This is a genomic window from Kribbella koreensis, assembly GCF_039525325.1.
In the GTDB taxonomy this organism is placed as follows: Bacteria; Actinomycetota; Actinomycetes; order Propionibacteriales; family Kribbellaceae; genus Kribbella; species Kribbella koreensis.
In genome coordinates this window covers 158255-182955 of the sequence record NZ_BAAAHK010000011.1, presented here as the reverse complement: position 1 = coordinate 182955, position 24701 = coordinate 158255, and the positions used below count along the sequence as shown (strand labels likewise).

Here is a 24701-nt window from a genome sequence, read left to right as displayed (position 1 = left end):
AACCGCGCCGCACCGCCACTGATCGCCACCGCCCGTGTCCGATAAGTGACCAGTCGATGGATCAGCTGGTGTCGGGCGTCAGTGCGAAGCTGATCCGTGCATTCGCCGTCGCTTGCGCGATCCGGCCGATCACGTCCCGCCCGGCCGCGATCACGACCAGCGCCCCCGAGGTCCCGGTTGACGACGGACGCGCCGCGGGCAATGCGATCACCCGCACGGCGCCAGCCAGGGGAGTCGCGGCATCGGCCGGAGTGCTCGTCGCGGCGTACAGGTCGATCCGGTCGCCGACCTGGAGCAGCGTGGTCAGGTCCGCGTCGTCGATTCGGACGGGATAGGCCAGTTGCCCGGCGGGGAGTGACGCAGGACTCAGAAACCGCGCGTCGGTGAGTGGCTCGCCGGAGCGCACCGGTCCCGCGAGGACACGTCGGGCGACGTCGCTGCCCGGCTGCAGGGCGCCGGCGGGCACGACGGCGACAGGGAGTCGCAGCGTTCGAAGGTCGCGCGCCGTCGGCGGCGAGCCACCGGCCAGGTCTCTGGCGGCGGCCAGGACGGCGACCGTCGGTGGTGGTGGCGGGGAAAGGGCGGCCATGCCGCAGTACACGGCTGCCGCCGCGGACACCCCGGCCAGCAGGCGGCGGTGCCGGCGAACGGCTTTCAGCAGGTCACGAAGAAGAAGTCGGCTCATGCCAGGGAAGGTACGAGCCTAAGAAGCCCGTTCTTCCGTTGTCCACAAAGGAAGTTCAGGCGGCGCTGGTGTTGCTGCTCGACGACGACCCGGACGAACCCGACGAGCCGGAAGAAGACGACGACGAACCCTTGGACGAGTCCGAGGACGACGCCTTCGATCCGTTGGACGACGACTCCGACGACGAAGACGAGGACGACTCGCTCTTGGCCGGCAGCGTGCTGGTCCCCGACGAGCGGCTGTCGTTGCGGTAGAAACCGGAGCCCTTGAACACGACACCCACGGCGTTGAACACCTTGCGCAGGGTCCCTTGGCACTCGGGGCAGACCGTCAGGGCGTCGTCGGTGAAGCTCTGGCGGACCTCGAGCGAGTTACCACACTCGGTGCACTGGTACTGGTACGTCGGCACGTGATTCCCCTTCAGGCCGCTGGCACTCCTACTACTCGACTGCTAATAATGCGTTACGGGCCCGAAGTATTCCAACTTCTGCCCGGGATCGGCGGTCTAGACCGCTCTGTGTCCACAGGTTTCGGGGAGCGGCATTTGGGGTGCGGGGCCGGATTCTCTAAGTTTGGTCCGTGCGTCGCCTGCTGCGTGTCATCATCCTGTCCGGAATCGTGTTCGCCACCTTGCTCCTGGTGGTGGCCGGGACCGGCGTCTTCGTCGTCCGCCACTCCTTCCCCGGCTACGACGGGACGGTGGAGCTGACCGGACTCGACGCGGACGTGGAGGTGGTCCGCGACGGCAACGGCATCCCGCAGATCTATGCCGACAAGCCGGGTGATCTGTTCGCCGCTCAGGGTTACATACACGCCCAGGACCGGTTCTTCGAGATGGACTTCCGCCGGCACGTGACGTCCGGCCGGCTGGCCGAGCTGTTCGGCAAGAAGGCGCTGGAGACGGACAAGTTCGTCCGCACGCTCGGCTGGCGACGGGTCGCGGAGAAAGAGCTCGCCCTGCTCACGCCGACCACCCGGCAGTACCTGGACGACTACGCCCGCGGCGTCAACGCCTACCTCGACACCCACGAGGGCTCCGCCCTCAGCCTCGAGTACGCCGTACTGTCGCTGAAGGACCCGACCGGCCCCGACTATCACCCGGAGCCCTGGACCGCGGCCGACTCGCTGGCCTGGCTGAAGGCGATGGCGTGGGACCTCGGCGGCAACATGGACGACGAGATCACCCGCACCAAGCTCGCGGCGAAGTACCCGGTCGCCAACATCGCCAGCCTCTACCCGGACTACCCCTTCGATCGCAACGAGCCGATCATCGCGACGGCCGCGGTGACCAAGGGCGGCGCGTTCACCACCTCCGAGCAGGCCCCGGCGCCGCAACGCGGCATGCTGACCGAGGACCTGCTCAAGTCGCTCGACACCATCGACAAGGTGGCCAAGGGCCTGCCCGACCTGATCGGCCGCGGCGACGGCATCGGTTCGAACTCCTGGGTCGTCTCCGGTGAGCACACGACCACCGGTAAGCCGCTGCTGGCCAACGACCCGCACCTCGGCGCGACGATGCCGGGCATCTGGACCCAGATCGGCCTGCACTGCAACAACGTCAACACGCAGTGCCCGTACGACGTGTCCGGGTTCAGCTTCTCCGGCCTGCCCGGCGTGGTGATCGGCCACAACGCCTCGATCTCGTGGGGCTTCACAAACCTCGACCCCGACGTGATGGATCTGTACCTGGAGAAGTTCGCCGGGCCGAACGCGGTGATGTACGACAACAAGCGCACCGGCCTGGCCCGGCGCGAGGAGAAGTTCAAGGTCGCCGGCCAGGACAAGGAAGAGACGATCATCGTCCGGGAGTCCCGGCACGGCCCGATCATCTCCGACGTCGGCGACGACGAGCGCGAGGCCGGCGAGCTGTCGGCGAAGAAGCTGAAGAGCCCCGAGGCGTTCGGCGTCGCCCTGCAATGGACCGCGCTGACCCCGGGCCGGACCGCCGACGCCCTGTTCGCGATCAACCGGGCCCAGAACTGGACCCAGTTCCGGGCCGCCGCCTCGATCTTCGAGGTCCCGTCCCAGAACCTCGTGTACGCCGACCGCGAGGGCCACATCGGCTACCAGGCGCCCGGCCGGGTCCCGATCCGCAACGCCGGGTTCGGCGACTGGCCGGTGCCGGGCTGGGACTCGCGCTACCACTGGAAGGGCTACATCCCGTTCGACGCGATGCCGACCGAGGCCGACCCCGTCGACGGCGTGATCGTGACGGCGAACCAGGCGGTCGTGCCGGAGACGTACCCGTACCACCTGACCGACGACTGGGACTACGGCTACCGCGCGCAACAGATCCTCGAGCGGGTCCGGGCCGCGGGCAAGCTCGACGCGAACGCGATGGCCTCGATCCAGCTCGACACCAAGAACCGCAACGCCGAGCAGTTGATGCCGTACCTGCTGCACGTCCAGATCAACGACGAGTTCGACCGGCAGGGCCAGGACACGCTTCGGAACTGGGACTTCACCCAGCCGGCCGACTCCGCGCCCGCGGCGTACTTCAACGTCGTCTGGCGCAACTTGCTCCAGCTCACCTTTCACGACCAGTTGCCGGAGAGCGCCTGGCCGGACGGCGGGTCCCGCTGGTTCGAGGTGATGCGGACGCTGGTCACCCAGCCGAACAGCACCTGGTGGGACAACCTCGACACCACGCAGCGGGAGAGCCGCGACGACATCCTGCGCGAGGCCCTGGTCAACGCGCGGGCCGAGATCACCACCAAGATGGCGCGCGAGCCCTCGAACTGGCAGTGGGGCCGGCTGCACAAGCTGACGCTGACCAACCAGACGCTGGGCACGTCGGGCATCGGCGTGGTCGACAAGCTGTTCAACCGCGGCCCGTACGAGCTGGGCGGCGGGTCGTCGATCGTCGACGCGACCTCGTGGGACGCGGCCGAGGGGTACAAGGTGATCTCGACGCCGTCGATGCGGATGGTGGTCGACCTGTCCGACTTCGACAAGTCGCGCTGGATCAACCTGACCGGCGTCTCCGGGCACGCGTTCTCGTCGAACTACATCGACCAGACCAAGCTGTGGGTGCGCGGCGAGACGCTGCCGTGGGCCTTCACCCGCGCTGCCGTCGAGGCGACCCGCAAGCACACACTGACCTTCACCAAACCGGAGAAGGACAACTAGCTATCCGAGCTGGACCAGCCGGGTCGGGGTGAGTGCTGCCTTGACGGGCTGGTCGTGCGGGTCGGCCGGGAGCTCGTCGAGGATTTCGGAGTCGTGGACCACGGCCCAGGTCGGCGTACCGGGAGAGACTCGGGCCAGCGCCCGGTCGTAGGAACCGCCACCACGGCCTAGCCGTACGCCGCGACGGTCGACCGCGAGCGCAGGGCAGATCACCAGCTCGGCGGAGGCGATCGCGTCGGCGCCGAGATCCACGGGCGGCTCTGAGAGTCCCAGTCGACCGGGGACCAGGTCGGCCGCGCCCGGGGCGATACCCCAGCCGAGGTCGTTGTCGGCGTACAGGACCGGCAGCAGAACCTCGCGGCCGGAGGCGAGCAGCCAGTCGATCAGCGGGCCTGTCTGCGGCTCGTTGGCCATCGAGACGTAGACCGCGATCGTCCGCGCGGCGACCACCTCGACCTGTTCGCGGGCGACCGCGAGCAGCCCAGGTCCGGACAAAGCGGCCGTTACGCGCCGGGCGGCCAACAGTTGCGAACGCAATGCCGCCTTCGAAGAGAACACAGGGTGATCCTAGAGACGCATAGTGACGCAGTTAACGTCGCGGTGAGGATGCCTACCCTAGTGTTGGGTCATGAGTGAGGCAGGTCTCCAACAGGCACAGGAGAAGATGCGCGCGGCCGGAGTCGCCGACGTCGCGGTGAAAGTCTTCTCGCACTACTACCGGTTGTTCGAGTCGGGCCAGCAGGGCACGATCCGCGAGGACGACATCGATCCGGTGGGTGAACTGCCCCATCTGGAGCACCTCGATCCCAGCGAGGAGTCGCGGCGGGCCGCCCTCGCCGAGACGGTGGTGATCAAGCTCAACGGCGGTCTCGGTACGTCGATGGGCGTCACCGGACCCAAGTCGGCGCTGCCGGTCAAGGACGGACTGAGCTTCCTCGACATCATCGCCCGGCAGATCCTGGCCACCCGCAGGGCGTACGACGTACCGCTGCCGCTGGTCCTGATGAACTCCTTCCGCACCAAGAAGGAGTCGCTGGCGATCCTCGGCGAGTACTCCGACCTGCCGGTGGACGGCGTCCCGCTCGACTTCGAGCAGAACATGGAGCCCAAGCTCCTCGCCGACGACCTCACCCCGGCCGAGTGGCCCGACGACCCCGAGCTCGCCTGGTGCCCGCCCGGCCACGGCGACATCTACACCGCCCTGGTCGCCTCCGGCACGCTCGACGCGCTCCGGGAGAAGGGCTTCCGGCACGCGTTCATCTCGAACGCGGACAACCTCGGCGCCACCCCCGACGGCCGGATCGCCGCCTGGATGGTCGAGCACGACGTCCCCTTCGGGATGGAGGTCTGCCGCCGGACCAGGTCGGACCGCAAGGGCGGCCACGTCGCCGTCCGCAAGTCCGACGGCCGGCTGATCCTGCGCGACAGCGCTCAGGTGCCTCCAGACGACACGAAGCACTTCCAGGACATCACCCGGCACAAGACGTTCAACACCAACAACCTGTGGATCGATCTCGACCGGCTCGCCGAGTTGATGGCCGGCCACGACGGCATCCTCGGCCTGCCGATCATCGTCAACCGCAAGACCGTCGACCCGGCCGACTCGTCCTCGCCGAAGGTGATCCAGCTGGAGACCGCGATGGGCACCGCGATCGAGACCTTCGAGGGCTCGCAGGCGGTGGTCGTCGACCGGAGCCGGTTCAAGCCGGTCAAGACGACCAACGACCTGCTGGTACTGCGCTCCGACGTGTACCAGCTGAACGACGCCGGCGACCTGACCACCCATCACGTGGGCGACGAGCCGTACGTCGACCTCGATCCGGAGTACTTCAAGATCCTCGCCGACTTCGAGGCACGGTTCGCGGCCGGACCGCCGTCGCTGGTCCGGGCCGACCGGCTCGAGGTCCGCGGTGATGTTGCCTTCGGCAAGGATGTGGTGGTGCTCGGCGAGGTCGAGGTGGAGGCGCCGGCCGGTGAACGCCGGGAGATCCCCGACGGGACCGAGCTCCGTGGATGATGTCTGGATCCGGCCGTTGGAGCCGTACGACACGGACGAGGCCGCAGCGGTTTGGTGGCGGTCCCGGCACGCACAAGACTCGCAGTTGCCACCGGCGATCCACACTGAGGAACAAGTGCGCGGCTGGTTCGCCGAGGTGCTGCTACCGGACGGGCAGAGCTGGGTAGCGATGGACGACGGCCGGATCGTCGCCGTACTGACGCTGGACGGCGACGACCTCGACCAGCTGTACGTCGACCCGGAGGTGGCCGGCCAGGGGGTCGGCTCGACGCTGGTCGACCTGGCCAAGGACCTGCGGCCCGGTGGACTCGCCCTGTGGACGTTCCAGAGCAACACCCGGGCACAGGAGTTCTACCGGCGGCACGGGTTCACGGAGGTACGGCGTACCGACGGCGCCGACAACGAGGAGCGCGTGCCGGACGTCAGGATGGTGTGGGGCGCGCATCCCGAAGCGGTGTCGTGAGCCGGTCCGCGGCGGGGGTTCTGGCGTAGTACACCTCGCGGCCGAGACGGCGGCGCTCAACTAGGCCACTGCTGTGCAGCCGCCCCAGGTGGTAGGACACGGTCGCTTTGGACAGGCCGAGACGGGCGGCCAGGGTGTGGCCCGGCTGGGGTACTTCCAAGGCGGCCATCAGGCGGTGACGAGTGCCAAGGCCGTCTGACACCGGGACCTGGGGAGCGTCGCCCGTCGCGTGCGGGCCGATGACGGCAGCGCGCCGGCATCGGAGTACAGCCAGGGAATCCAGGCGGCGACCCTCTGTCTCGACCTGGACTTCCCGTGGGGCGGTGCTCAGTCGCCTGTGCACAGTAGGGCCCGCAAGGCCGATCGGGCGGTCAGCAGGTTGACTCCTGAGCAGCTGTGGCCGTTCAACGCCGCTGCGGCGCGGTCCAACGGCGAGATGGTGATGTGCGAGAACTGGCCCAAGGTGAAGGACCCTGAGGTGCGTGGGTTGTCCCTGCGAGGTGTGAACGCCCTGCTGCTGCACGGCGAGCGGGATCTGGGTACGCCGCTGGTCTGGGGCCTCGAGGCTCACCGGGACATCCCGGGGTCACGGCTCGTCGTAGTACCGGATGCCGGCCACTCGCTGCAGGTCAGTGGAGCGGGCACTGTTCGGCAGACCGTCACGGAGTTCCTCCTGCACTAGAGGGCATGGCCTAGAGTCCTCTGCGTGAGACGGAGTGTTGACGAGCATCTGGAAGCAGTACTCGGCAGGGTGAGGCCACTGCCGCCGTTCGAGCAGCCGTTGATGGAGGCGCTCGGGCTGGTGCTCTGTGAGGACGTTGTCTCTCCAGTGAGCCTCCCTGGCTTCGACAACTCCGCCATGGACGGGTACGCCGTACAGGCGGCCGACCTGGCCGGTGCATCCCGGGAGAACCCGATCGCTCTGCCTGTGGTCGGTGAGATCGCCGCTGGGCGGGCTGAGCCGATTGTGGTCACTCCAGGGACGACAGTGCGGATCATGACGGGCGCACCGATGCCCCGCGGGGCCGACAGCGTCGTACCTGTCGAGTGGACCGACGGGGGAGCCGCGCGAGTCCACATCGCGCAGCAGCCGTCGCTAGGTGCCTCCGTACGCCACGCCGGTGAGGACCTGCAGGCAGGCGACAAGGTCATGGACCGGGACACCGTGCTGGGTCCGCGGCAGATCGCAGTACTGGCTGCTGTTGGACGCGCCCGGGTGACCGTACGGCCGCGTCCTCGAGTAGTAGTCGTCTCCACCGGCGCTGAACTCCGCGAGCCGGGTACGCGGCTCGGAGATGGGCAGATCTACGACTCCAACAGCTACACGCTCGCTGCAGCGGCTCGGCAGGCCGGTGCCGTCGTCTACCGGGTAGGCATCGTCGATGACGACCCGAAGAAGATCATGGACACGCTGTCGGACCAGTTGGTCCGCGCCGACCTGGTGATCACCTCCGGTGGCGTCAGCAAGGGCGTGTACGACGTGGTCAAGGAGGTGCTGACCAAGCTCGGCACCATCGACTTCCCCGAGGTCGCCATGCAGCCGGGCAAGCCGCAGGGCTTCGGCGTGATGGGTGACGACGAGGTACCGATCTTCACGCTGCCGGGCAACCCGGTGTCGGCGTACGTGTCGTTCGAGGTGTTCGTACGGCCGGCGCTGCGCAAGCTGATGGGGGCGATGCCGTACCGCCGCCAGACGGTGCAGGGCGTGGTGCTGGACGGGTTCTCGTCCCCGGCCGGGCGGCGGCAGTTCGTCCGGGCATCGGCCACCTCCGGCGATCAGGGCTGGATGGCCAGTACAGTCGGCGGCCACGGCTCACACCTGCTCGGCGGGTTGAGCCGGTCGAACGCGCTGATCGTGGTGCCCGAGGACGTCACCTCTGTCCGGGCCGGCGACCAGGCAGAGCTCTGGCTGCTGGACGAGGAGACCGGATGACGGAATCTGCCGGGGGGCTGACCCACGTTGACGCCACCGGCGCCGCTCGGATGGTCGACGTCTCGGAGAAGTCGGCCGGTGCGCGGCGAGCGGTTGCCTCGGGCAAGGTCTATGTGTCGGCGGAGGTCGTCGCGGCGCTGCGCGGCGAGGGTGTGCCGAAGGGTGACGCGCTGGCGGTCGCCCGGATCGCCGGGATCATGGGGGCCAAGCGCACGCCCGACCTGGTGCCGCTGTGCCACCCGATCGCCATCACCGGAGCGAAGGTCGAGCTGGAGGTGGCAGACGACGCAGTACTGATCGTTGCCACCGTCAAGACCACCGACCGTACCGGGGTGGAGATGGAGGCGCTGACGGCTGTCGCGGTCGCGGGGCTGACGGTGATCGACATGGTGAAGGCGCTCGACCCGGCGGCTGTGCTGACCGACGTACGGGTGGAGCTGAAAGAAGGCGGCAAGACCGGGCACTGGGAGCGGCCGTGAGGGCTCTGGTCATCAGCATCTCCAACCGAGCTGCTGCTGGTGTCTACGAGGACACCACTGGGCCGCTGATCGCGGAACGGCTCGCTAGCTGGGGCTTCGCCGTCGATGGGCCCGCGGTCGTCCCGGATGGGGCTCCCGTCGGCGAGGCGCTGGTGAAGGCGGTCGACGCGGCGTACGACGTCGTACTGACCACCGGTGGTACGGGTATCTCGCCCACAGACGAGACGCCGGAGCGCACGCGCGCAGTACTGGAGACAGAGATCCCTGGTATCGCCGAGGCCATCCGTGCTTACGGCATCGCGCAGGGCGTGCCCACTGCCGCGCTGTCCCGAGGTCTGGCGGGGTTGGCCGGCAAGACGGTCATCGTGAACCTCCCGGGTTCCCGTGGTGGCGTCAAGGACGGGCTGATCGTGCTGGAGCCGCTACTGCGGCATGCGGTCGACCAGGTGCGCGGTGGCGACCACGTCCGGACGGACCAGGACTGATGGCCGTAGTGCACTGGCCCGTGGAACTCCAACACGGGCAGGTAGGACTCAGACCCCTCAAGGCCACTGACGGCCCCGAGTGGAGTGCTGCCCGCCAGCGGAACATCAGCTGGCTCCGCCCCTGGGATGCGACCCAACCGCCCGGCGCCGACGACGGTGCCCGCACCTTCCGGGCCATGGCTCGCGACTGGAACCGCCAGGCGCGGTACGGACGCATGCTGCCCTTCGTCATCACGTACGCCGGTGCTGCCGGTCCCAAGGCCAAGAGGCCCCTGGTGGGTCAGTTGACGGTCTCCGGGATCACCTACGGCTCGGCGCGCTGGGCGAACCTCGGCTACTGGGTAGACGAGCAGTACGCCGGGCGGGGGATCGTACCGGCGGCTGTGGCGCTCGCTGCCGACCACTGCTGGTTCACGCTCGGCCTGCACCGGCTAGAAGTCGCGATCCGCCCAGAGAACAAGGCGAGTCTGCGGGTGGTGGAGAAGCTCGGCTTCCGCTATGAAGGTGACCGGCCGCGCTTCCTGCACATCGACGGGGAGTGGCGCGACCATCGCATCTTCGCCCTGAACGCCGAGGAAGTCGGGCCCGGCCTGGTAGCACGTTTACCCTGATCACGCTGCGTGCCTATTCACACCAGTCACACGAGTCTTCTTGCGACACACCGGCTCACGTACCGGACCTGACCCGTCCGGGGTCTTAGCGTCGTCGCATGGGGACGACAGGGCTGATCTATGTGGCGATCGTCGCCGCGTGGGCTGCCTACCTCGTCCCGATGCTGCTGAAGCGCAACGACGAGGCGAGTGCACGCCGCTCGGCGGAGAAGTACTCGTCGTCGGAAGCGCGCGTGCTGTCGCGGGCGACCGACGTACAAGCCAGGTCCCGGTATGTCGTGCGACCTCCGGGCCAGTCGCCTGACGAAGTGACTGAGGATCCGTCGCCGCCTGCGCGGTACGTTCCGAACCGAGCCCGCCGGGTGGCCGCTATGCGCCGCCGGCGGGTGCTGTCGATCCTGACCCTTTCGCTGTTGTCGGTCACGGCGCTGGCCAGCTTCCAGATGCTTGCCTGGTGGACGTTGTCGGTACCGGCGGGGCTGATCGTCGGCTTCGTCGTGCTGACTCGCGTACAGCTCCGTCGCCAGGCGCGTGAGCGGGCTGCCGTCGCCGCCGAGCGCCGTGCCCGGGCTGAGGCCCACCACGACCGCGGCCCGGCGACTGCGCCCCCGCTGTCGCCGGACCAGGAGCTGACCATCGAGGTGAAGCTCCCGGTCGTCGCCGAGCCCGTTGCCGAGACCAAGCCCGAGCCACGCACCGACGGCCTCTGGGACCCGGTCCCTGTGACGCTGCCCACCTACGTGATGAAGGAGAAGGCCCCCGACCGGACGGTCCGCACCATCAGCCTGTCCGGCCCCGAAGTCTTCTCCTCAGCCCGCACCGCCGACCCCGAACCGGAGGCGGCACCGGTGGTACCGGAGCCTGCTCCTGCCCCGGTGGAAGAACCCGAAATCCGCCGGGCGGTAGGCGACTGATCCACACCCCAAACCGATTTCAGACAGCGACCGCCCGCGTGTTAGAGTTTCGCGGTCGCAAGGCAATCAGCGACAACCTGGGGCTGTGGCGCAGTTGGTAGCGCGCCTCGTTCGCAACGAGGAGGCCAGGGGTTCGAATCCCCTCAGCTCCACCAGGGCGATGGGCGATCTGTGTTCACGAGGTTCCGTGAAGCGGGTCGCCCTGGTTGTTTGTGCGGCGCTTCGCGCCGCGGGCGGGGGGCTTCGCCACCCCGCACCCCCCTTTGCGTGGGTTGGGTTGGGTTGGTACGCCGCGACAGTTCTGAGGAAGCGGTCATGAGGTGGCCGGTATGGCTGCCTAGGTTGGCGGGATGAAATCACTGAGCAACCCCAGCGACTTTCCCGAGCCCATCTTGATCGCTGTCAACGGTGTGGAGTTGGAGGTTTTCGAAGCAGGTAGGCAGAACGGCGGGAAGCCTGTTGTGCTCTGCCATGGGTGGCCGGATCTTGCCTTCACCTGGCGTCATCAGGTGCCTGCTCTCGTTGCTGCGGGCTACCACGTCATCGCACCCAACCAGCGCGGCTATGGCAACTCCTCTCGGCCGGCCGAGGTTGCCGCTTACGACGTCGCGCAGCTGGCCGGCGATCTTGTCGCACTTCTCGACCACTACGGCTACGAGGATGCGACCTTCGTCGGCCATGACTGGGGGGCGATGGTCGTGTGGAGTCTCACCCTGCTGCATCCGGCGCGGGTGAACAAGGTGATCTGCCTGAGCATGCCGTACCCGGTGCGCGGAGAGACCCCGTGGATCGAGTTCATGGAAGCGGTGCTCGGCAGCGACTACTACTTCGTCCATTTCAACCGGCATCCCGGCGTCGCCGACGCCGTCTTCGAGGAGAACCCGGCACAGTTTCTTCGCAACCTGTACCGCAGGAACGAGCCTCGCAAGGAGCCGCAGCCAGGGATGGTGATGATCGATCTCGCCCGAGCGGAGGCTCCCGTCGGAGACCCCCTGATGAGCGACTCGGACCTGGCCGTCTACGTCGCCGCCTTCGAGAAGTCCGGATTCACCGGCGGCATCAACTGGTACCGGAACCTCGACCGCGACTGGCACCTGCTCGCCGGCGTCGACCCGATCATCCACCAGCCCGCCCTGATGATCTACGGCGACCGCGACACCGTGGCGCCTGCCGAGAACCTCGCAGCATTCGTGCCCGACGTCGAGGAGATCCACCTCGACAGCGGCCACTGGATCCACCAGGAGAAGCCCGACGAGACCAACCGCGCGATCCTGAAATGGCTGGCACGGTAAACCCCGGGTGAGGTGAGCTTGGGGTCTCATCCCTGGGGTGAGGGCTCGGTGGTTGAAGGCTCATTCGGTGGGGGATGGGCGGGGAGTGCGGAGAGTGACAGTCTTTGCGTCAGGGGGATGGAGGAGGCCGATGGTTCGGTCGTTCAGTGGTTGCTTGTTCCGGTGGGGGCACTGGGGACGGGTGGTCTGAGCGCTCGAGCGGGTCTCGGAACCGTGGGCGTGGGTGGTGGTGGACGGTGTGGCCGGGGAGCGCAGGGCTCCAGGTTGGGGATGTGTCGTAAGGGTCGGTTGAGTTCAACCAGGTGGTGAACTCCAAACGATCGATCGCCGGGTGTACTGGGGGCGGTACATCGGGCGGTCCGCATCTGACTGGTCACACTGGTCGCCACCCCCGCGTTCACGCCAACGGTCTTGGCTGAGAAGGAGAAACGGTGGAGGCCGTTCGGGAAGTGGTGGTGATCGATCCCGTCGATCTGCAGGCGATCCGGGAGACGGCCGAGCGGGTCGGGGTGCAAACGGCTGAGGTGCCGCCGTTTCGTGGGATCCAGCCGGTGATGGCTTCGGTACTCGTCGTCGGCGAGCGTGGAGCGGTCGGGCAGGTGCGGGCGGAGGTCGAGCGCCGGCGGGGCGGTCTGGTGTTCGACCTGCGGGCGGGCGCGGTGCGGCCGATTCACCGGAGCCGGGCGCTGGGCCATGGCGAACTCAAAGTAGTCGCTGCCGACGGGATGGTGAAGGTCGCGCAGTGTGACGCCGAACTGGTCGCGGCGTTGACCAAGCTGGCCTCAGGGCGAGGGGAGAAGACCGTCGCGAGCGTGCGCGACCTGGTCGACACACTGAGCTGATCCACCTGGCGTCGTCGTCACTTGCAGCTATTGGCATCTGCCCTGTTCCCGGCCGAGCCCTTGGCAACCGAGCGTGACGGCGGCATAGTCCTGCTTGCAAGGAAGGACTAGCTAGGGGGACGGCGGCCGGTGAATTCCGACAAGCCTGCTCCGCTGCGGGTGGACGCCGAGACGGCGATCATCCTGCGCGAGGCGTACCACAAGATCCAATCGCTCTACCGGGGCGATCACTACGGTCTGTACGACTATGTGCGGGCGGTCTGCGCCAAGATCGCCCGGGTGGACACCTTCTACGTGGGGTTCCTGCACGGCACGAACCGGGTCCGGTTCCCTTATGGCTACGACTCCGGCACCTACCTCGATCCGGATACGCACAACTTCGGGCCCAACGGTCAGACCGCGTGGCTGCTGAAGCACCGGCAGACCTACCGGTTCGCCTATGACAACGGTGCCGTCCTGCACACGGGGGTCCAGTTCGGCGATCTGAGCCGGCTGTCCGCGGATGCCGTCACGGTACCGATCTTCCGGGCCGGCGAGGGCGGCACCGACCGGTTGTTCGGCATGTTGTCGATGCACAGCTACGAGCCGAACAGCTATGACGACAACGCGGTCCGCGCGTTCGAGTGGTTGAGCGGATTCGTGGCGCGGGTGCTGACCCGGGAGGGTGAGGACGCCGAGGCGCTCCGCCGGTTGCCGGCCGGCGACGAAGGGCAGAACCTGTTGACCTCCGATCGGGTGATGGAGTACCTCGGCCATCAGATCGCGTCGCTTCGGGCGATCGCCGTCGAGGCGATGGCCGAGCCCGAAGGGTCGGGTCCAGCCGTCCAAGGACACCTCAGCCGGCTGGTTCGCGCGACCGAGCAGATCCAGTCGGAGCTGATGGAGATGATGCTCGACACCGACCAGGGCCCCGAACGCCGCTACGCCACCCTGACCAAGGCCCAGCAAGGCGTTGCGGTCCTTCTCGTCGACGGCTTCGACAACGACCAGCTCGCCGCCGAACTCGGCATCAGCCTCAACACGGTGAAGACCCACCTCAGCGCGATCCTCAAGAAGTACGGCATGGTCCACCGCGCCCAGGTCGCCGACGACGTCCGCAAGTACCTCGCCCGCTGACCTGCTCTCAGCCGGCACTCAGGCGGCGATATTCATGCGGCCGTGAAGTGGAGTTCATCGAGGGAACGAAAAGTGGGCGGGTATCCCCGCTGAACTTGGAGCAACTCGTGAGACTTCGCCGTGCGTCCTTCATCACCGGATCCGTCGCGCTGATCGCCGCGACGGTCGGTCTTCCGTCCGCCACCGCCACCAGCGCGAGTCATGAGGACAAGCCGTACACCTTCGCCGTCATCGGCGACATCCCCTACGGGGCGGCGCAGATCGCGGCGTTCCCCAAGGTGGTCCAGCAGATCAACGCCGACCCCCAGGTGAGGCTGGTCAGCCATCTCGGGGACATCAAGGACGGCTCGTCGCAATGCACCGACGAGTACTTCGGGCAGGTGAAGACGCAGTTCGACAAGTTCTCCGATCCGCTCGTCTACACCGTCGGTGACAACGAGTGGACCGACTGCCACCGGGTCAACAACGGCGCGTACAACCCGCTCGAGCGGCTGGCGAAGATCCGGTCGGTGTTCTTCCCGACGCCGGGCCGGACGCTGGGTGAGCACCCGGCGAAGGTGACTAGCCAGGCCGGGCAAGGCCTTCCCGAAGACGTGACGTTCACCCGGGCCGACGTGGCGTTCGCGGCGGTGCACGTCGTCGGAAGCAACAACAGCCTGGCGCCGTGGACCGGGAGAACGGCGCCGACGCCGGAGCAGACCGCCGAGGTGCTCGGCCGGACCGCCGGCGTCATCCAGGAGATCCGTGACACCTTCGCGCGGGCGCGCGAGGAGCACAACCGGGCAGTGGTCCTGCTGACCCAGGCCGACATGTTCGACCCGACCGTGACCGCCCCGGCGTACGCGGACTGGTACGCATTCCAGCCGGTCGTGCAGGCGATCGCCCAGGAGTCGGCTGCCTTCCGCGGTCCGGTGTACCTGTTCAATGGCGACAGCCACCAGTACAACGCCGACCAGCCGTTGGCGGCCGGGTCGAAGTGGCTCACCCTGTACGGCGTCACGAAGCCGGTGAGCAACCTGACGCGGGTGACGATCGACGGCTCGACCGCGGTGAACAACTACCTGCGGGTGACGATCGACCCGAAGAACCGCGACGTCCTGAGCTGGACCAGGGTGCCGTTCACTTCCTGAGCTGGTCTGCCAGCCAGGGCTCGACCACCGGCAAGATCTGGGCGGCCTGCATCGCTTGCATATGGTCCAGGCCATCCAGCACCTCCACTGTCCAGCCGAGTCGCTCCAGCTCGGCCCGGTTCTCAAGCACCGGCGTGCCGATGCTGACGAGGGTGTTGCCCCAGCGTTCGCCGTACTGGATGTTGTCTGCGCTGCCGGCGACGCAGAGCCGCGGGATGGTCAACGTGACCGCGTGGTCGTCGAAACCCTGTAGGGCTTGGTAGAGCGTGACGAATTGCTGGGTCTGTTCCTTGGTCAGGGGAACTTCCGTACTGTCCCAGTCGCCGGGCTCGATGACGGCGCCCGTGACCGGTTGGCCGGCCTCGGCGTGGGTCGCGGTCGTGACGGCGAGCATTGTTTCGTACGGGCCGTCGAGGGGTGGGTAGCCGCCCATTGCCAAGGCGGTCAGGCGGTTGGTGCGGATGGCGAGTTGTAAGCCGGCCATGCCGAGCCAGCTGTAGCCGTAGTAGGCGAAGGATGGAGCGTCGGCGGCATCGGCGACCGCCAGGAAGTCGTCGACCAGGACCGAAGGCGTGAGTGTCGTCGGCTTCGGATGTGCTTGGAGGAAGCCCTCGTAGTCGAAGGCGATCACCCGGAACCGCTTGCTGAATCCCTCGACCAAGCTGTGGCCGAGCCCCGGATCGGCGCCCCAGGCGCGCATCTGATCGGCCTCCGGACCTTCGGCCGGTGGGGCAGGATTGACCGGTAGCAAGAGATTCGGCCCGGTGCCGTGGACTTCGAAGTCGATCACGTTAAACTCCTTACGCTGTAAGCCGTTACCGTAACACTTTACGTCGTAAGGAGTAAAATGCGGACTGATCCGGCGCGGGCGATCGCGGTGCTGTGGGGCCAGGTCGCGAGCCCTCGGCGCGGGCCGAAGCAGGCTGCGAGTGTCGAGGAGATCGTCGCCTCCGCGGTCGGGATCGCCGACGCGGACGGGCTTGAGGCGGTCACGATGCGGGCCGTCGGCAACGAACTAGGCCGGACCGCGATGTCGCTCTACACCTATGTCGTCAGCCGCGATGTGCTGATCGATCTGATGTACGACAGCGTCCATGCGGAGCTGGGCGAGGTCCGCGCCGGCGGCGATTGGCGGAAGGCCGTCGCGCGGTGGAGCGGCAAGCTTCGCGACCTCTATCTGCAGCATCCATGGCTGCTCGAGATCCAGTCGGCGCGACCAGTGCTCGGTCCGCATGAGCAGCAGGCGCTCGAGTCTTTGCTGAAGATTCTGGCGACCGCGGAGCTGGCGTTCGAGGATCGGCAGGCGGCGACCAGCGCGCTGTTCAGCATCGTCAAGGGCGCGGCCAGGCAGGCCGCCGACGCCCGGGCGGCGATCGCGAAGGCCGACGCCGAGTGGTGGGCTGCCGCAGGCAAGGCGCTCGCCGAGGCCGCGCCGGATTTCGCCGAGCGCTTCCCGGAATCGGCGGCGATCGCCACGAGGCAACGCGAGTACGGCGCGCAGCCCTGGGTGACGGCAGCCGATCAGGCATTCACCAGGGCCATCGACCTCCTGATCGCCGGCATGGATAAATTGAGGGATTGAAGTAAGTCCCCGGATCTGCGTTAATTACGAAATAAAACCCCACACCGCCCTGGGAGTCACAACGTGCCGTCCGATCCGCTGTCCCGCCGGACCTTCCTCGCATCGACCGGCGGAGTGCTCGCCGGCATCACCCTGAGTTCGGCCCTCCCCACCGAGGCCTTCGCTGCCCAGGCTGCTACCAGGACCGACCTCGCGCTCTACCGCCCGGTCACCGCATCCTCCACCGCGTACGCCGCCACCCCGCCCCAGTTCGCCGTCGACAACCTCGCGCAGACGGGCGTACGGGGCTCCGGCTGGCGTGCCGCGACCACTGATCCGCAGTGGATCACGGTCGACCTGCAGGCCAAATGCCGCGTCGAGGCGCTCACGCTGACGTTCGAAGGCAAGGCTGGTGACCCTACCTTCGACCTGTCCGGCGGCAACCCCTACGGCCAGACCCAGGGCCAGGAGATCCTCTCCAGCTCGCCCACCAACTTCCGCATCGACGTATCGACCGACGGCAGTTCCTGGCGCACGGTCCACCAGGCGACCAACAGCCCCGGCGGAGTAGTCGACATCACCCTCGACACCGCAACCAGTGCCCGGTACGTCCGCCTGACCGGCACCAAGCAGGCCAACGGCAATCCGCTCGGCCTCAACGGCTTCCAGGTCTACGGCACGGCCCAGGGCTCCCGCCCCGCGGCAACCGGCTGGACCTCCTGGGGCACCCACCACGGGACCGCGCCCGCTCTGGTCAAGGCAGCCGACGGCACAGTCCCGGTCGAAGACGGCTGGACCCTCACCATGGACGACTTCGCCGGTACTACGGATGGCGCCGCCCTCTCCAGCCCCACCCAGGACACCTCGACCTGGCTACCAGCGGTCGTCCCCGGCACGGTCCTCGCGACCCTGGTCGAGCAGGGCCACTTCCCCGAGCCCGCCGAGGGCATGAACAACCTGGAGATCCCCGAGGCGCTCAGCCGCCACGCCTGGTGGTACCGACGCGCCTTCGACCTCCCCAAGGGCCTCGACGTCAGCACGGGTCGCCGGATCTGGCTGGAGTTCGACGGGGTCAATCACCAGGCGGACGCGTGGCTCAACGGCGTACAGGTCGGGACTTTGAAGTCGCCGTTCGCCAGGGCTTCGTTCGAGATCACCCAAGCGTTGAAGGCGAAGAATGCGCTCGCGGTGAAGATCACGCCGATGCCGCACCCCGGGTCGCCGGGTGACAAGGGCGACAAGGGTGACGCCTTCGTCCAGTCGGGCAAGCTCTGGCAGGACTCGCCGACGTTGCTCTCGGCGTCCGGGTGGGACTGGATGCCCGCAGTACGGGACCGCGCGGCCGGGATCTGGAACCACGTCCGCCTGCGCTCGACCGGCGACGCGGTGCTCGGCGACGCACGCGTCGTCAGCAAGGTGCCCGACACGAGCAGGGCGACCGTCGCGGTCACCATCCCGGTCCGCAACGCGGCGACCGCCGACCGGACCGTGACGGTGAAGGCGGTCTTCGACGGCAACACGCTGACCAAGACCGTCACCCTCAAAGGTGGAGAGCAGAGCAACGTCGCCTTCGACGCGGTCACCGTCACGAATCCCAAGCTCTGGTGGCCGAACGGCTACGGCGCGCCCGACCTGCACACCCTGACCTTCAGCGCCGCGATCGGTGGCAAGGTCAGCGACAGCCGGACGACGACCTTCGGCATCCGCGAGTTCGGCTACAGCTACGACCTGCCGATCAAGATCGACCCCGCGACCAACAGCGCGGCCCAGACGGTTCAGTTCGCGAAGCAGACCAAGCGGTACCTGCGCATCCAGGGCCGCCGTCGCGCCACCGGCTGGGGCTTCTCCCTCTGGACGTTGGCGATCAAGGACTCGGCCAATGCGGCAACGGACCTGGCTCGCGCCGGCACGGCGACCGCCTCGTCCGACGACGGCAGCCCGGCCACGAACGTGAACGACGGCAACGACCGCAGCCGCTGGTCGTCGCAGTACAACGACGACGAGTGGGTCCAGATCGACCTCGGCGAGGCGAAGGCCTTCGACCAGGTCGAGTTGCTGTGGGAGACGGCGTACGCGCTGACCTTCGTGGTCCAGGTGTCCGACAACGGCCAGGACTGGACCGACGTCAAGGAGGTCAGCAACGCGCCGGTCCCGCTGAAGATCAGCGTCAACGGAGTCCAGGTCTTCTGCCGCGGCGGCAACTGGGGGTACGACGAACTGCTCCGTCGTGTCTCGCCGGCGAAGATGCGCGCGCTGATCGGCATGCACCGGGACATGAACTTCACCATGATCCGCAACTGGATCGGCTCGAGCACCCGCGAGGAGTTCTACCAGGCCTGCGACGAGAACGGCATCCTGGTCTGGAACGACTTCTGGGAGGCCGGCGAGTTCTCCGACAACCTGCCCGGGTACGTCGAGATCGCCCGCGACACGATCGTCCGCTACCGGACGCATCCCAGCATCGTGATCTGGTGCGGCGCCAACGAACAGCACCCGCCCGGCGGCATCAACCAGGGGCTGATCGACGCGGCGGCCGAGGAGGACGGCGAGATCCTCTACCTGCCGGACTCGGCGGCGGGGTTCGTCTCCGGCCATGGTCCGTACTACTGGGTCGATCCGGCCAAGTACTTCGACAAGTTCACCTACGACACGGTCAACTTCGGCTTCCACACCGAGATCGGGATGCCGACGATCCCGGTGATCGAGTCGATGCAGAACCTGGTCGGCAAGGGCGAACCGGGGTGGCCGATCGGTACGCCGTGGTATCACCACGACTGGTCGACGAACGGCAACCAGCATCCGGAGACGTACCTGGGCGCGATCGATGACCGGCTCGGGTCGTCGAGTGGGCTGGCGGAGTTCACTCGCAAGGCGCAGTTCGTGAACTACGAGAACATGCGGGCGATGTTCGAGGCGTGGAACGCGAATCTGTGGGAGGACGCGTCGGCGCTGCTGCTGTGGATGTCGCATCCGGCGTGGCACAGCACGGTCTGGCAGACGTACGACTACGACCTCGATGTGAATGGGAGCTACTACGGGGCTCGCAAGGGGTGCGAGGCGATTCACGTCCAGGCCAATCAGACCGACTGGAAGATCGTTGCTATCAACCACACTGCGAAGGTGCTGGCGGCAACCGTTACTGCGGATCTGTATGACCTGAAGGGTGTGAAGCTCAAGCCGACGCAACAGCAGGCGGTGAGCGTTGGCGCGTCCGCGAAGGCCGACTCGTTCACGGTGCCCAACTCGGCGGATTTGCCGGCTCTGCATTTGCTGCGGCTCAAGCTGACCGATGCTCAGGGGAAGGTGTTGTCGGAGAACACCTACTGGCGTTATCGCGAGGCGGCCGACGTACAGGCGGTCAATGCTTTGGCGAAGGCCAAGTTGAGCGTCAACAGCACCGCCGGCAAGGGGAAACTCACCGCCACCATTCGCAACACCGGTACGTCGGTGGCTGCGCTGACCCGGCTCTCGCTGCGGGATCGCAACAACGAGCGGATGTTGCCGGCGCTGTACTCCGACAACTACTTCTGGTTGTTACCGGGTGAGTCCCGGACGGTGACTGTCACGGCTGACACGACTGCCAGCCTGAAGCTCTTGGTGGAGCCGTACAACAGCTAGTCATCCGTACATCCGGCGGTACTGCTGTATGGCGCCGGTGTGGAGGTCGATCGGGGCGCTGACGACCAGCGATTGCAGGTTGAGGAACTGCGCCCCGACGGCCGACGGTGGCACCAGGTTGCTGGCGCGCCGGACGAGGGTCTCTACGACGCGGCGCGCGGTGGCTACTGGGAGGTCGGGGCGGCAGAGGAGGAGGTTGGGGATGCCGGCGACCTTCACCGGTGCCGTGCCGCGGTAGACGCCGGCCGGTACTCGCACGTCTTGGTAGACGGGGCCGTAGGTACGCCGGAGTGCGGGTAGTGGGCCGTCGAGCGGGATCAGCCGGAGGGGGACGCGCTGGCTGAGCTTGTCGAGGGTGGAGGTCGGTACGCCGCCTGACCAGAACATCGCGGCGATCCCTCGGGACTCCAGCGACTTGGTCGCTTGCTCCAGCAACAGATGGTCGACGGTGCAGTCGACGCCGACGGTGGTGAGGATGCGGGCAGCCGTCAACGCTGCGCCGGACCCGGCGGCACCTGCGGAGATCCTGGTACCTGCTAGGTCGGCAAGCGTCTTGTACGTACTGTCCGCGCGCACCACGCATTGCAGATAGTTCTCGTAGACGCGCCCCAGCGCTTTCACTTGCGGGTTGGGCGAGACCGCGTCCGCCAGACTCAATGCGAGATCCGTCTTGCGGTCCTGCAGCAACCGCAGATTGTCCTTGCTGCCAAGCGTCGGCAGCACCACGACCTCCTTGGCAACCCCGGCCAGGTTGAGCTGAGCCGCCAACAGTTGAGCAAACTCCAAGTAGAACCCACCCGGCTCACCCGCTGCGATGGTGAGCCGATCGCTCCCACCCTCACCTTTGCTACAAGCGGCCACAGCAAACGCTGCGGTCGCGGCTGCCAGGGCCGCAAGAGCGGTGCGCCGGGCAAGCCTCGACTGCGGTGCTGGAGGGGTGGTGCCGGTGGTTGGGGAGGTGGTGGGGCTGGGCTGGGTGGTCGGGGAGTCGGGGGTGGGGGTGTTGCCGAGGAGGGTCATGTTGCCTCCGGCAAGTGGATGGTGGCGGTCAGGCCGTGGGGCTCGGTGTGGGACAGGGTGAGCTCTCCGCCCACAGCCAGTGCGGTTTGTTCGGCGATTGCCAGGCCGAGGCCGGTGCCCAGGGTGGAGACACCGCCGCGCCAGAAGCGTTGGGTGGCCAGCGGTAGCTGCTCGGTTGGAAGGCCCGGGCCGTCGTCGGAGACTTGGATCTGTAGGCCGTCGGGTGCCCGGGTAGCTGTCAGGGCGACGGTTGCTGACTTGCCTGCGTACTTGATGGCGTTGTCCAGTAGGGCGCCTACTAATTGGCGTAGGTCGTGTTCGGATGCGGCGGCGACTAAGCCGGGTTCGGCTTGCAGGGTGAGGGTTACGCCCGCGGAGGTGGCGGCGGGGCGCCAGATTTCCAGTTCCTCGGTTAGTACGGCTTCCAAGAGGGATTGCTCGGGGGAGAGAGGGAGGCGGTCGGTTACCCGGCTTTCTAGGGCGGCTAGTTTCAGGAGGTCGCTGAGGACGTCTTCGAGGCGTTCCAGGTCGTCCTGGAGGTGTAAGAAGGCGGGGCTGTTGGGGTCGCGGAGTTCGGGGGCCAGGCCGTCTATGCGGAGGCGGATGGAGGCCAGGGGGTTGCGGAGTTGGTGGGAGGAGTCGGCGACCATTTGGCGTTGGACGTCGATTGAATGCTGGACGGTGGCTCCCATGACCTCTACGGCTTGGGCTAGGCGGCGTAGTTCGGGTGGGCCGCTGGCTTCCAGGGATTGGTTCCAGGTGGCTGAGCGGCCTAGTTCGACTACGGCGTCTTCGAGTTGTTTGACGGGGCGGATCACCCAGCGGGCGGCACGGGATGCCATGAAGAGCAGTAGTAGGGCGGCAGCAAAGGCTGCCAAGCAGATGACCAGCCACAGTCGGCGTACCGATCCGACCGCCCGTGAGGCGTCGACCTCGAGTACCACCGCGCCCTCTGGCTCGTGGGGTGAGCCGACCGGTGTGGCGATCAGCGGGTGGGCAGAGCTCCACGGGCGGAGGGCGTTGATGCTCAGTTGCGGGAGGTCGCGCGCGGCCAGGTCGGCGACCGCGGCGACGCCGGGTGATGACTGGGTGAGGCCGCCGGTGGCGACGACGACGTTGCCGGAGGCATCGATGACGAGTACCGATTCGCCGTACAGCTCCTGGTGTCGCTCGGCCTCGATCCGGACCGAGCTGTAGTCGGCGCGATCGGCCAGACCGGCGAAGCGGTCCAGCGCGGCGCTCCGGGTCAGTTGTAGCCGTTGGGTTTGCGCATCGGAGACGGCGAAGAGGAAAGGCAGTACCAGAGCCGCCAGCAGCACAAAGGAGACGACCGCGAGCACGCTCATCAGCCGGGCTCTCATGCGTCGAGGGGTTCCAGTCGATACCCGAAGCCGCGGATGGTGGTGATGACCGGCTTGCCGAGCTTCATCCGCAACTGGTGAAGATGGACGTCGAGCGCCTTCGACTTGGTCAGGAACGCGTCGCCCCAGATCTCGTCCTGGATCACCTCCCGGCTCACCGCCGTACCGGCCCGCCGAGCCAGTACTGCGAGCAGGTCGAACTCCAACGGCGTCAAATGCAGCACCACGCCATCCACAACCACCTGCCGCAACCCGAAGTCGATCCGCAGCCCGCCCGACTCGTAACCGTTGTCGTCGAGTTCAGCCCGCCGCGACCGGCGTACCGACGCCTCGATCCGTGCCAGCAGCTCGGCCAGTCGCACCGGCTTGGTCAGGTAGTCGTCCGCGCCGAGCCGCAGTGCGAGTACCACCGAACGCTCATCGTCCCGGGCGGTCAGCACGATCACCACCACGTCGTCGACCCGGCGGAGCTTGCGCAGTACCTCCAGGCCGTCCATGTCCGGCAGGCCCAGGTCGAGCAGGATGACCTGGGCCTCGGCGTGCCGGAGCAGTACGTCTGCACCGCAGTCGACCAGCGTGACGGTGTGTCCGTTGGCGCTCAGGACGTCCCGCAGGGCCCGGCCGACCAGCTTGTCGTCCTCCGCGATGAGAGTGCGCATTGCGTCATTGTGCCGTTGTGGTCCGCTCACGGTGTACCGGACGAGCGCTGCTCAGCGACTTCCCGCGCGTCTCCGACATGGTCAGGTAGACGATCAGGCTGACTGCCGCGCACCCGGAGACGTAGTAGTAGAAGGCCGACTCGTGACCCGCGTTCTTGAGCCACAGCGCCACGTACTCCGCGGTCCCACCGAACACCGCCACCGTCACGCCGTACGGCATCCCGACCCCGAGCGCCCGGATGCTGGTCGGGAACAACTCCGCCTTCACGATCGCGTTGATCGACGTGTACCCGGTGACCACGACGAGCCCCGCGAGCATCAGCAGGAACGCGCGCAGCGGGGTCGCGTCCTCCAGCGCCGTCAGCAGCGGGACGGTCAGCACGGTGGTACCGACGCCGAAGAAGATCAGCAACGGCCGCCGGCCGATCCGGTCGGACAGCATCCCGCCGAGCGGCTGCAGCCCGACAAAGAGCAGCAGCGCGAAGAAGTTGATCCAGGTGACCGTCGTCTTCTGGATGCCGGTCGTGTTGACCATGAACTTCTGCAGGTACGTCGTGAAGGTATAGAACGCCACCGTGCCGCCCAGCGTGAGGCCGACCACCGTGAGGACCGCGCGCGGGTGCTTGGCCAGCTCGGCCAGCGAGCCCTGCCGGAACCGCCGCGACGCCGGCTGTGCCTCGAACTCGGCCGACTCGTCCATCGACCGCCGCAACCAGAACACGATGACCGCGGCAACGGCCCCGATCACAAAAGGAATCCGCCACCCCCATGACGCCAAGTCACTCTTGGACAGCGTCTGCTGCAGCAGGATCTGTACTGCGAGCGCCACCAACTGACCCGCCGCCAGGGTGACGTACTGGAAGCTGGAGAAGAATCCACGCCGACCCTCGGACGCCACCTCGGACATGTACGTCGCGGAGGTGCCGTACTCGCCACCGACCGACAGGCCCTGCAGCAACCGTGCTGTCACCAGCAACACGGGTGCGGCGATGCCGATGGTCGTGTGACCCGGCGTACACGCGATGACCAGGGAGCCGGTGGCCATCAGAGTCACGGACAGGGTCAGGGCGGCTCGCCGGCCGTGCCGGTCGGCGTACCGGCCGAGCAGGAAGCTGCCGACCGGGCGCATCAGGAAGCCGACCGCGAAGACGCCCGCGGTGTTGAGCAGCTGGCTGGTCTGACTGCCGGAGGGGAAGAAGACGGGTGCGAAGTAGATCGCGAAGGCGGTGTAGACGTACCAGTCGTACCACTCGACCAGGTTGCCCATCGAGCCTTTGAAGATGTTGCTGACGACCCGTTGTGAACTGCTTGGTGTTTGCACGATGCCTCCAGGTGTCCTTGTGCCCGCAACTGTCCGAGCGACGGACCGTGGCGGCAAGGTCACCT

The 24701-nt window shown here is 67.3% G+C and carries 24 protein-coding genes and 1 tRNA gene; 16 read left to right on the top strand and 9 right to left on the bottom strand.

All coding sequences use genetic code 11. The annotated features are described in order from the left end of the window. Positions 1-61: 61 nt before the first annotated feature. Positions 62-685 (bottom strand): SAF domain-containing protein, encoded by a 624-nt coding sequence (locus ABD116_RS22835; RefSeq protein ID WP_343973687.1) that lies wholly within the window; start codon positions 683-685, stop codon positions 62-64. A 55-nt stretch (positions 686-740) separates the two neighbouring features. After that, the gene (locus ABD116_RS22830) at positions 741-1094 is read right to left on the bottom strand and encodes an FmdB family zinc ribbon protein (RefSeq protein WP_343973685.1); all 354 of its coding nucleotides are present in this window, start codon (positions 1092-1094) and stop codon (positions 741-743) included. 170 nt (positions 1095-1264) lie between these two features. Between ABD116_RS22830 and ABD116_RS22825 the strand changes: the two genes are divergently transcribed. Continuing rightward, positions 1265-3814 (top strand): penicillin acylase family protein, encoded by a 2550-nt coding sequence (locus ABD116_RS22825; RefSeq protein ID WP_343973683.1) that lies wholly within the window; start codon positions 1265-1267, stop codon positions 3812-3814. Here ABD116_RS22825 and ABD116_RS22820 read toward each other — a convergent pair whose 3' ends face one another. Continuing rightward, positions 3815-4372, bottom strand: a complete 558-nt coding sequence (locus ABD116_RS22820) for a 5-formyltetrahydrofolate cyclo-ligase (protein ID WP_343973680.1) — start codon at positions 4370-4372, stop codon at positions 3815-3817. Between the two features lie 70 nt (positions 4373-4442). On the opposite strand from ABD116_RS22820, the gene ABD116_RS22815 reads away from it, so the two are divergent. Both ABD116_RS22815 and ABD116_RS22810 read left to right on the top strand, forming a co-directional pair. After that, the gene (locus ABD116_RS22815; RefSeq protein ID WP_343973677.1) at positions 4443-5831 is read left to right on the top strand and encodes a UTP--glucose-1-phosphate uridylyltransferase; all 1389 of its coding nucleotides are present in this window, start codon (positions 4443-4445) and stop codon (positions 5829-5831) included. Then, positions 5824-6294 (top strand): GNAT family N-acetyltransferase, encoded by a 471-nt coding sequence (locus ABD116_RS22810; protein WP_343973674.1) that lies wholly within the window; start codon positions 5824-5826, stop codon positions 6292-6294. Before ABD116_RS22815 ends, ABD116_RS22810 begins: the two co-directional genes overlap by 8 nt. On the opposite strand, the gene ABD116_RS41840 is transcribed toward ABD116_RS22810, so the two are convergent. Then, positions 6254-6496, bottom strand: a complete 243-nt coding sequence (locus tag ABD116_RS41840; RefSeq protein ID WP_425552118.1) for an ArsR/SmtB family transcription factor — start codon at positions 6494-6496, stop codon at positions 6254-6256. The genes ABD116_RS22810 and ABD116_RS41840 overlap by 41 nt on opposite strands. A 27-nt stretch (positions 6497-6523) precedes the next feature. Here ABD116_RS41840 and ABD116_RS22805 point away from each other — a divergent pair, with 27 nt between their 5' ends. The 11 genes from ABD116_RS22805 (at position 6524) to ABD116_RS22755 (ending at position 15096) form a co-directional block, all read left to right on the top strand. Next, positions 6524-6976 (top strand): alpha/beta hydrolase, encoded by a 453-nt coding sequence (locus tag ABD116_RS22805; RefSeq protein ID WP_343973671.1) that lies wholly within the window; start codon positions 6524-6526, stop codon positions 6974-6976. Between the two features lie 24 nt (positions 6977-7000). Further along, positions 7001-8227 carry a molybdotransferase-like divisome protein Glp gene (gene glp / locus ABD116_RS22800; protein WP_343973668.1) on the top strand — a complete coding sequence of 409 codons (1227 nt, stop codon included), beginning with the start codon at positions 7001-7003 and terminating at the stop codon, positions 8225-8227. Next, complete coding sequence (gene moaC, locus ABD116_RS22795; RefSeq protein WP_343973665.1) at positions 8224-8706, top strand: cyclic pyranopterin monophosphate synthase MoaC; 483 nt, start codon at positions 8224-8226, stop codon at positions 8704-8706. The genes glp and moaC overlap by 4 nt, the downstream gene beginning before the upstream one ends. Continuing rightward, a complete protein-coding gene (locus ABD116_RS22790; protein WP_343973662.1) occupies positions 8703-9191 on the top strand; it encodes a MogA/MoaB family molybdenum cofactor biosynthesis protein in 489 nt (162 codons plus the stop codon). The genes moaC and ABD116_RS22790 overlap by 4 nt, the downstream gene beginning before the upstream one ends. Further along, positions 9191-9802 carry a GNAT family N-acetyltransferase gene (locus ABD116_RS22785; protein WP_343973659.1) on the top strand — a complete coding sequence of 204 codons (612 nt, stop codon included), beginning with the start codon at positions 9191-9193 and terminating at the stop codon, positions 9800-9802. The genes ABD116_RS22790 and ABD116_RS22785 overlap by 1 nt, the downstream gene beginning before the upstream one ends. A 98-nt stretch (positions 9803-9900) precedes the next feature. Beyond that, positions 9901-10716, top strand: coding sequence for a divisome protein SepX/GlpR (sepX, locus tag ABD116_RS22780; RefSeq protein ID WP_343973656.1), 816 nt, complete (start codon positions 9901-9903; stop codon positions 10714-10716). Positions 10717-10795: 79 nt separating this feature from the next. Then, positions 10796-10871, top strand: a tRNA-Ala gene (locus ABD116_RS22775). Positions 10872-11066: 195 nt separating this feature from the next. Beyond that, on the top strand, positions 11067-12008 hold the full coding sequence (locus tag ABD116_RS22770) for an alpha/beta fold hydrolase (RefSeq protein ID WP_343973653.1): 942 nt from the start codon (positions 11067-11069) through the stop codon (positions 12006-12008). A 431-nt stretch (positions 12009-12439) separates the two neighbouring features. After that, entirely contained in the window at positions 12440-12850 is a 411-nt protein-coding gene (locus ABD116_RS22765; protein WP_343973650.1) for a hypothetical protein, read from the top strand. A 129-nt stretch (positions 12851-12979) separates the two neighbouring features. Continuing rightward, on the top strand, positions 12980-13966 hold the full coding sequence (locus tag ABD116_RS22760; RefSeq protein ID WP_343973647.1) for a LuxR C-terminal-related transcriptional regulator: 987 nt from the start codon (positions 12980-12982) through the stop codon (positions 13964-13966). A gap of 107 nt (positions 13967-14073) precedes the next feature. Then, positions 14074-15096 (top strand): metallophosphoesterase, encoded by a 1023-nt coding sequence (locus tag ABD116_RS22755; RefSeq protein ID WP_343973644.1) that lies wholly within the window; start codon positions 14074-14076, stop codon positions 15094-15096. Here the strand turns inward: ABD116_RS22755 and ABD116_RS22750 are convergent. After that, positions 15086-15886: an alpha/beta fold hydrolase gene (locus tag ABD116_RS22750; RefSeq protein WP_343973641.1), complete on the bottom strand. Its 801-nt coding sequence runs from the start codon at positions 15884-15886 to the stop codon at positions 15086-15088. The two genes, ABD116_RS22755 and ABD116_RS22750, sit on opposite strands and share 11 nt — an antisense overlap. 57 nt (positions 15887-15943) lie before the next feature. Between ABD116_RS22750 and ABD116_RS22745 the strand changes: the two genes are divergently transcribed. Next, positions 15944-16678 (top strand): TetR/AcrR family transcriptional regulator, encoded by a 735-nt coding sequence (locus tag ABD116_RS22745; RefSeq protein ID WP_343973638.1) that lies wholly within the window; start codon positions 15944-15946, stop codon positions 16676-16678. A gap of 63 nt (positions 16679-16741) precedes the next feature. Next, positions 16742-20275, top strand: coding sequence for a discoidin domain-containing protein (locus tag ABD116_RS22740; RefSeq protein WP_343973635.1), 3534 nt, complete (start codon positions 16742-16744; stop codon positions 20273-20275). Here the strand turns inward: ABD116_RS22740 and ABD116_RS22735 are convergent, their stop codons facing one another. From ABD116_RS22735 to ABD116_RS22720, 4 genes are read right to left on the bottom strand one after another with little or no spacing between them, the layout of a single operon-like run. After that, positions 20276-21295: a TAXI family TRAP transporter solute-binding subunit gene (locus ABD116_RS22735; RefSeq protein WP_343973632.1), complete on the bottom strand. Its 1020-nt coding sequence runs from the start codon at positions 21293-21295 to the stop codon at positions 20276-20278. Beyond that, positions 21292-22656, bottom strand: a complete 1365-nt coding sequence (locus ABD116_RS22730) for a sensor histidine kinase (protein ID WP_343973629.1) — start codon at positions 22654-22656, stop codon at positions 21292-21294. The genes ABD116_RS22735 and ABD116_RS22730 overlap by 4 nt, the downstream gene beginning before the upstream one ends. After that, on the bottom strand, positions 22653-23315 hold the full coding sequence (locus tag ABD116_RS22725) for a response regulator transcription factor (RefSeq protein WP_343973626.1): 663 nt from the start codon (positions 23313-23315) through the stop codon (positions 22653-22655). The genes ABD116_RS22730 and ABD116_RS22725 overlap by 4 nt, the downstream gene beginning before the upstream one ends. A gap of 4 nt (positions 23316-23319) precedes the next feature. Then, positions 23320-24636 (bottom strand): MFS transporter, encoded by a 1317-nt coding sequence (locus ABD116_RS22720; RefSeq protein WP_343973623.1) that lies wholly within the window; start codon positions 24634-24636, stop codon positions 23320-23322. Between the last annotated feature and the right edge of the window lie 65 nt (positions 24637-24701).

Bases quoted from the DNA above. Each gene is read 5' to 3' on its own strand.
- ABD116_RS22835 (WP_343973687.1), bottom strand. From the start codon at position 685: ATGAGCCGACTTCTTCTTCGTGACCTGCTGAAAGCCGTTCGCCGGCAC.
- ABD116_RS22815 (WP_343973677.1), top strand. From the start codon at position 4,443: ATGAGTGAGGCAGGTCTCCAACAGGCACAGGAGAAGATGCGCGCGGCC.
- moaC (WP_343973665.1), top strand. From the start codon at position 8,224: ATGACGGAATCTGCCGGGGGGCTGACCCACGTTGACGCCACCGGCGCC.
- ABD116_RS22785 (WP_343973659.1), top strand. From the start codon at position 9,191: ATGGCCGTAGTGCACTGGCCCGTGGAACTCCAACACGGGCAGGTAGGA.
- sepX (WP_343973656.1), top strand. From the start codon at position 9,901: ATGGGGACGACAGGGCTGATCTATGTGGCGATCGTCGCCGCGTGGGCT.
- ABD116_RS22770 (WP_343973653.1), top strand. From the start codon at position 11,067: ATGAAATCACTGAGCAACCCCAGCGACTTTCCCGAGCCCATCTTGATC.
- ABD116_RS22745 (WP_343973638.1), top strand. From the start codon at position 15,944: ATGCGGACTGATCCGGCGCGGGCGATCGCGGTGCTGTGGGGCCAGGTC.
- ABD116_RS22735 (WP_343973632.1), bottom strand. From the start codon at position 21,295: ATGACCCTCCTCGGCAACACCCCCACCCCCGACTCCCCGACCACCCAG.
- ABD116_RS22730 (WP_343973629.1), bottom strand. From the start codon at position 22,656: ATGAGAGCCCGGCTGATGAGCGTGCTCGCGGTCGTCTCCTTTGTGCTG.
- ABD116_RS22725 (WP_343973626.1), bottom strand. From the start codon at position 23,315: ATGCGCACTCTCATCGCGGAGGACGACAAGCTGGTCGGCCGGGCCCTG.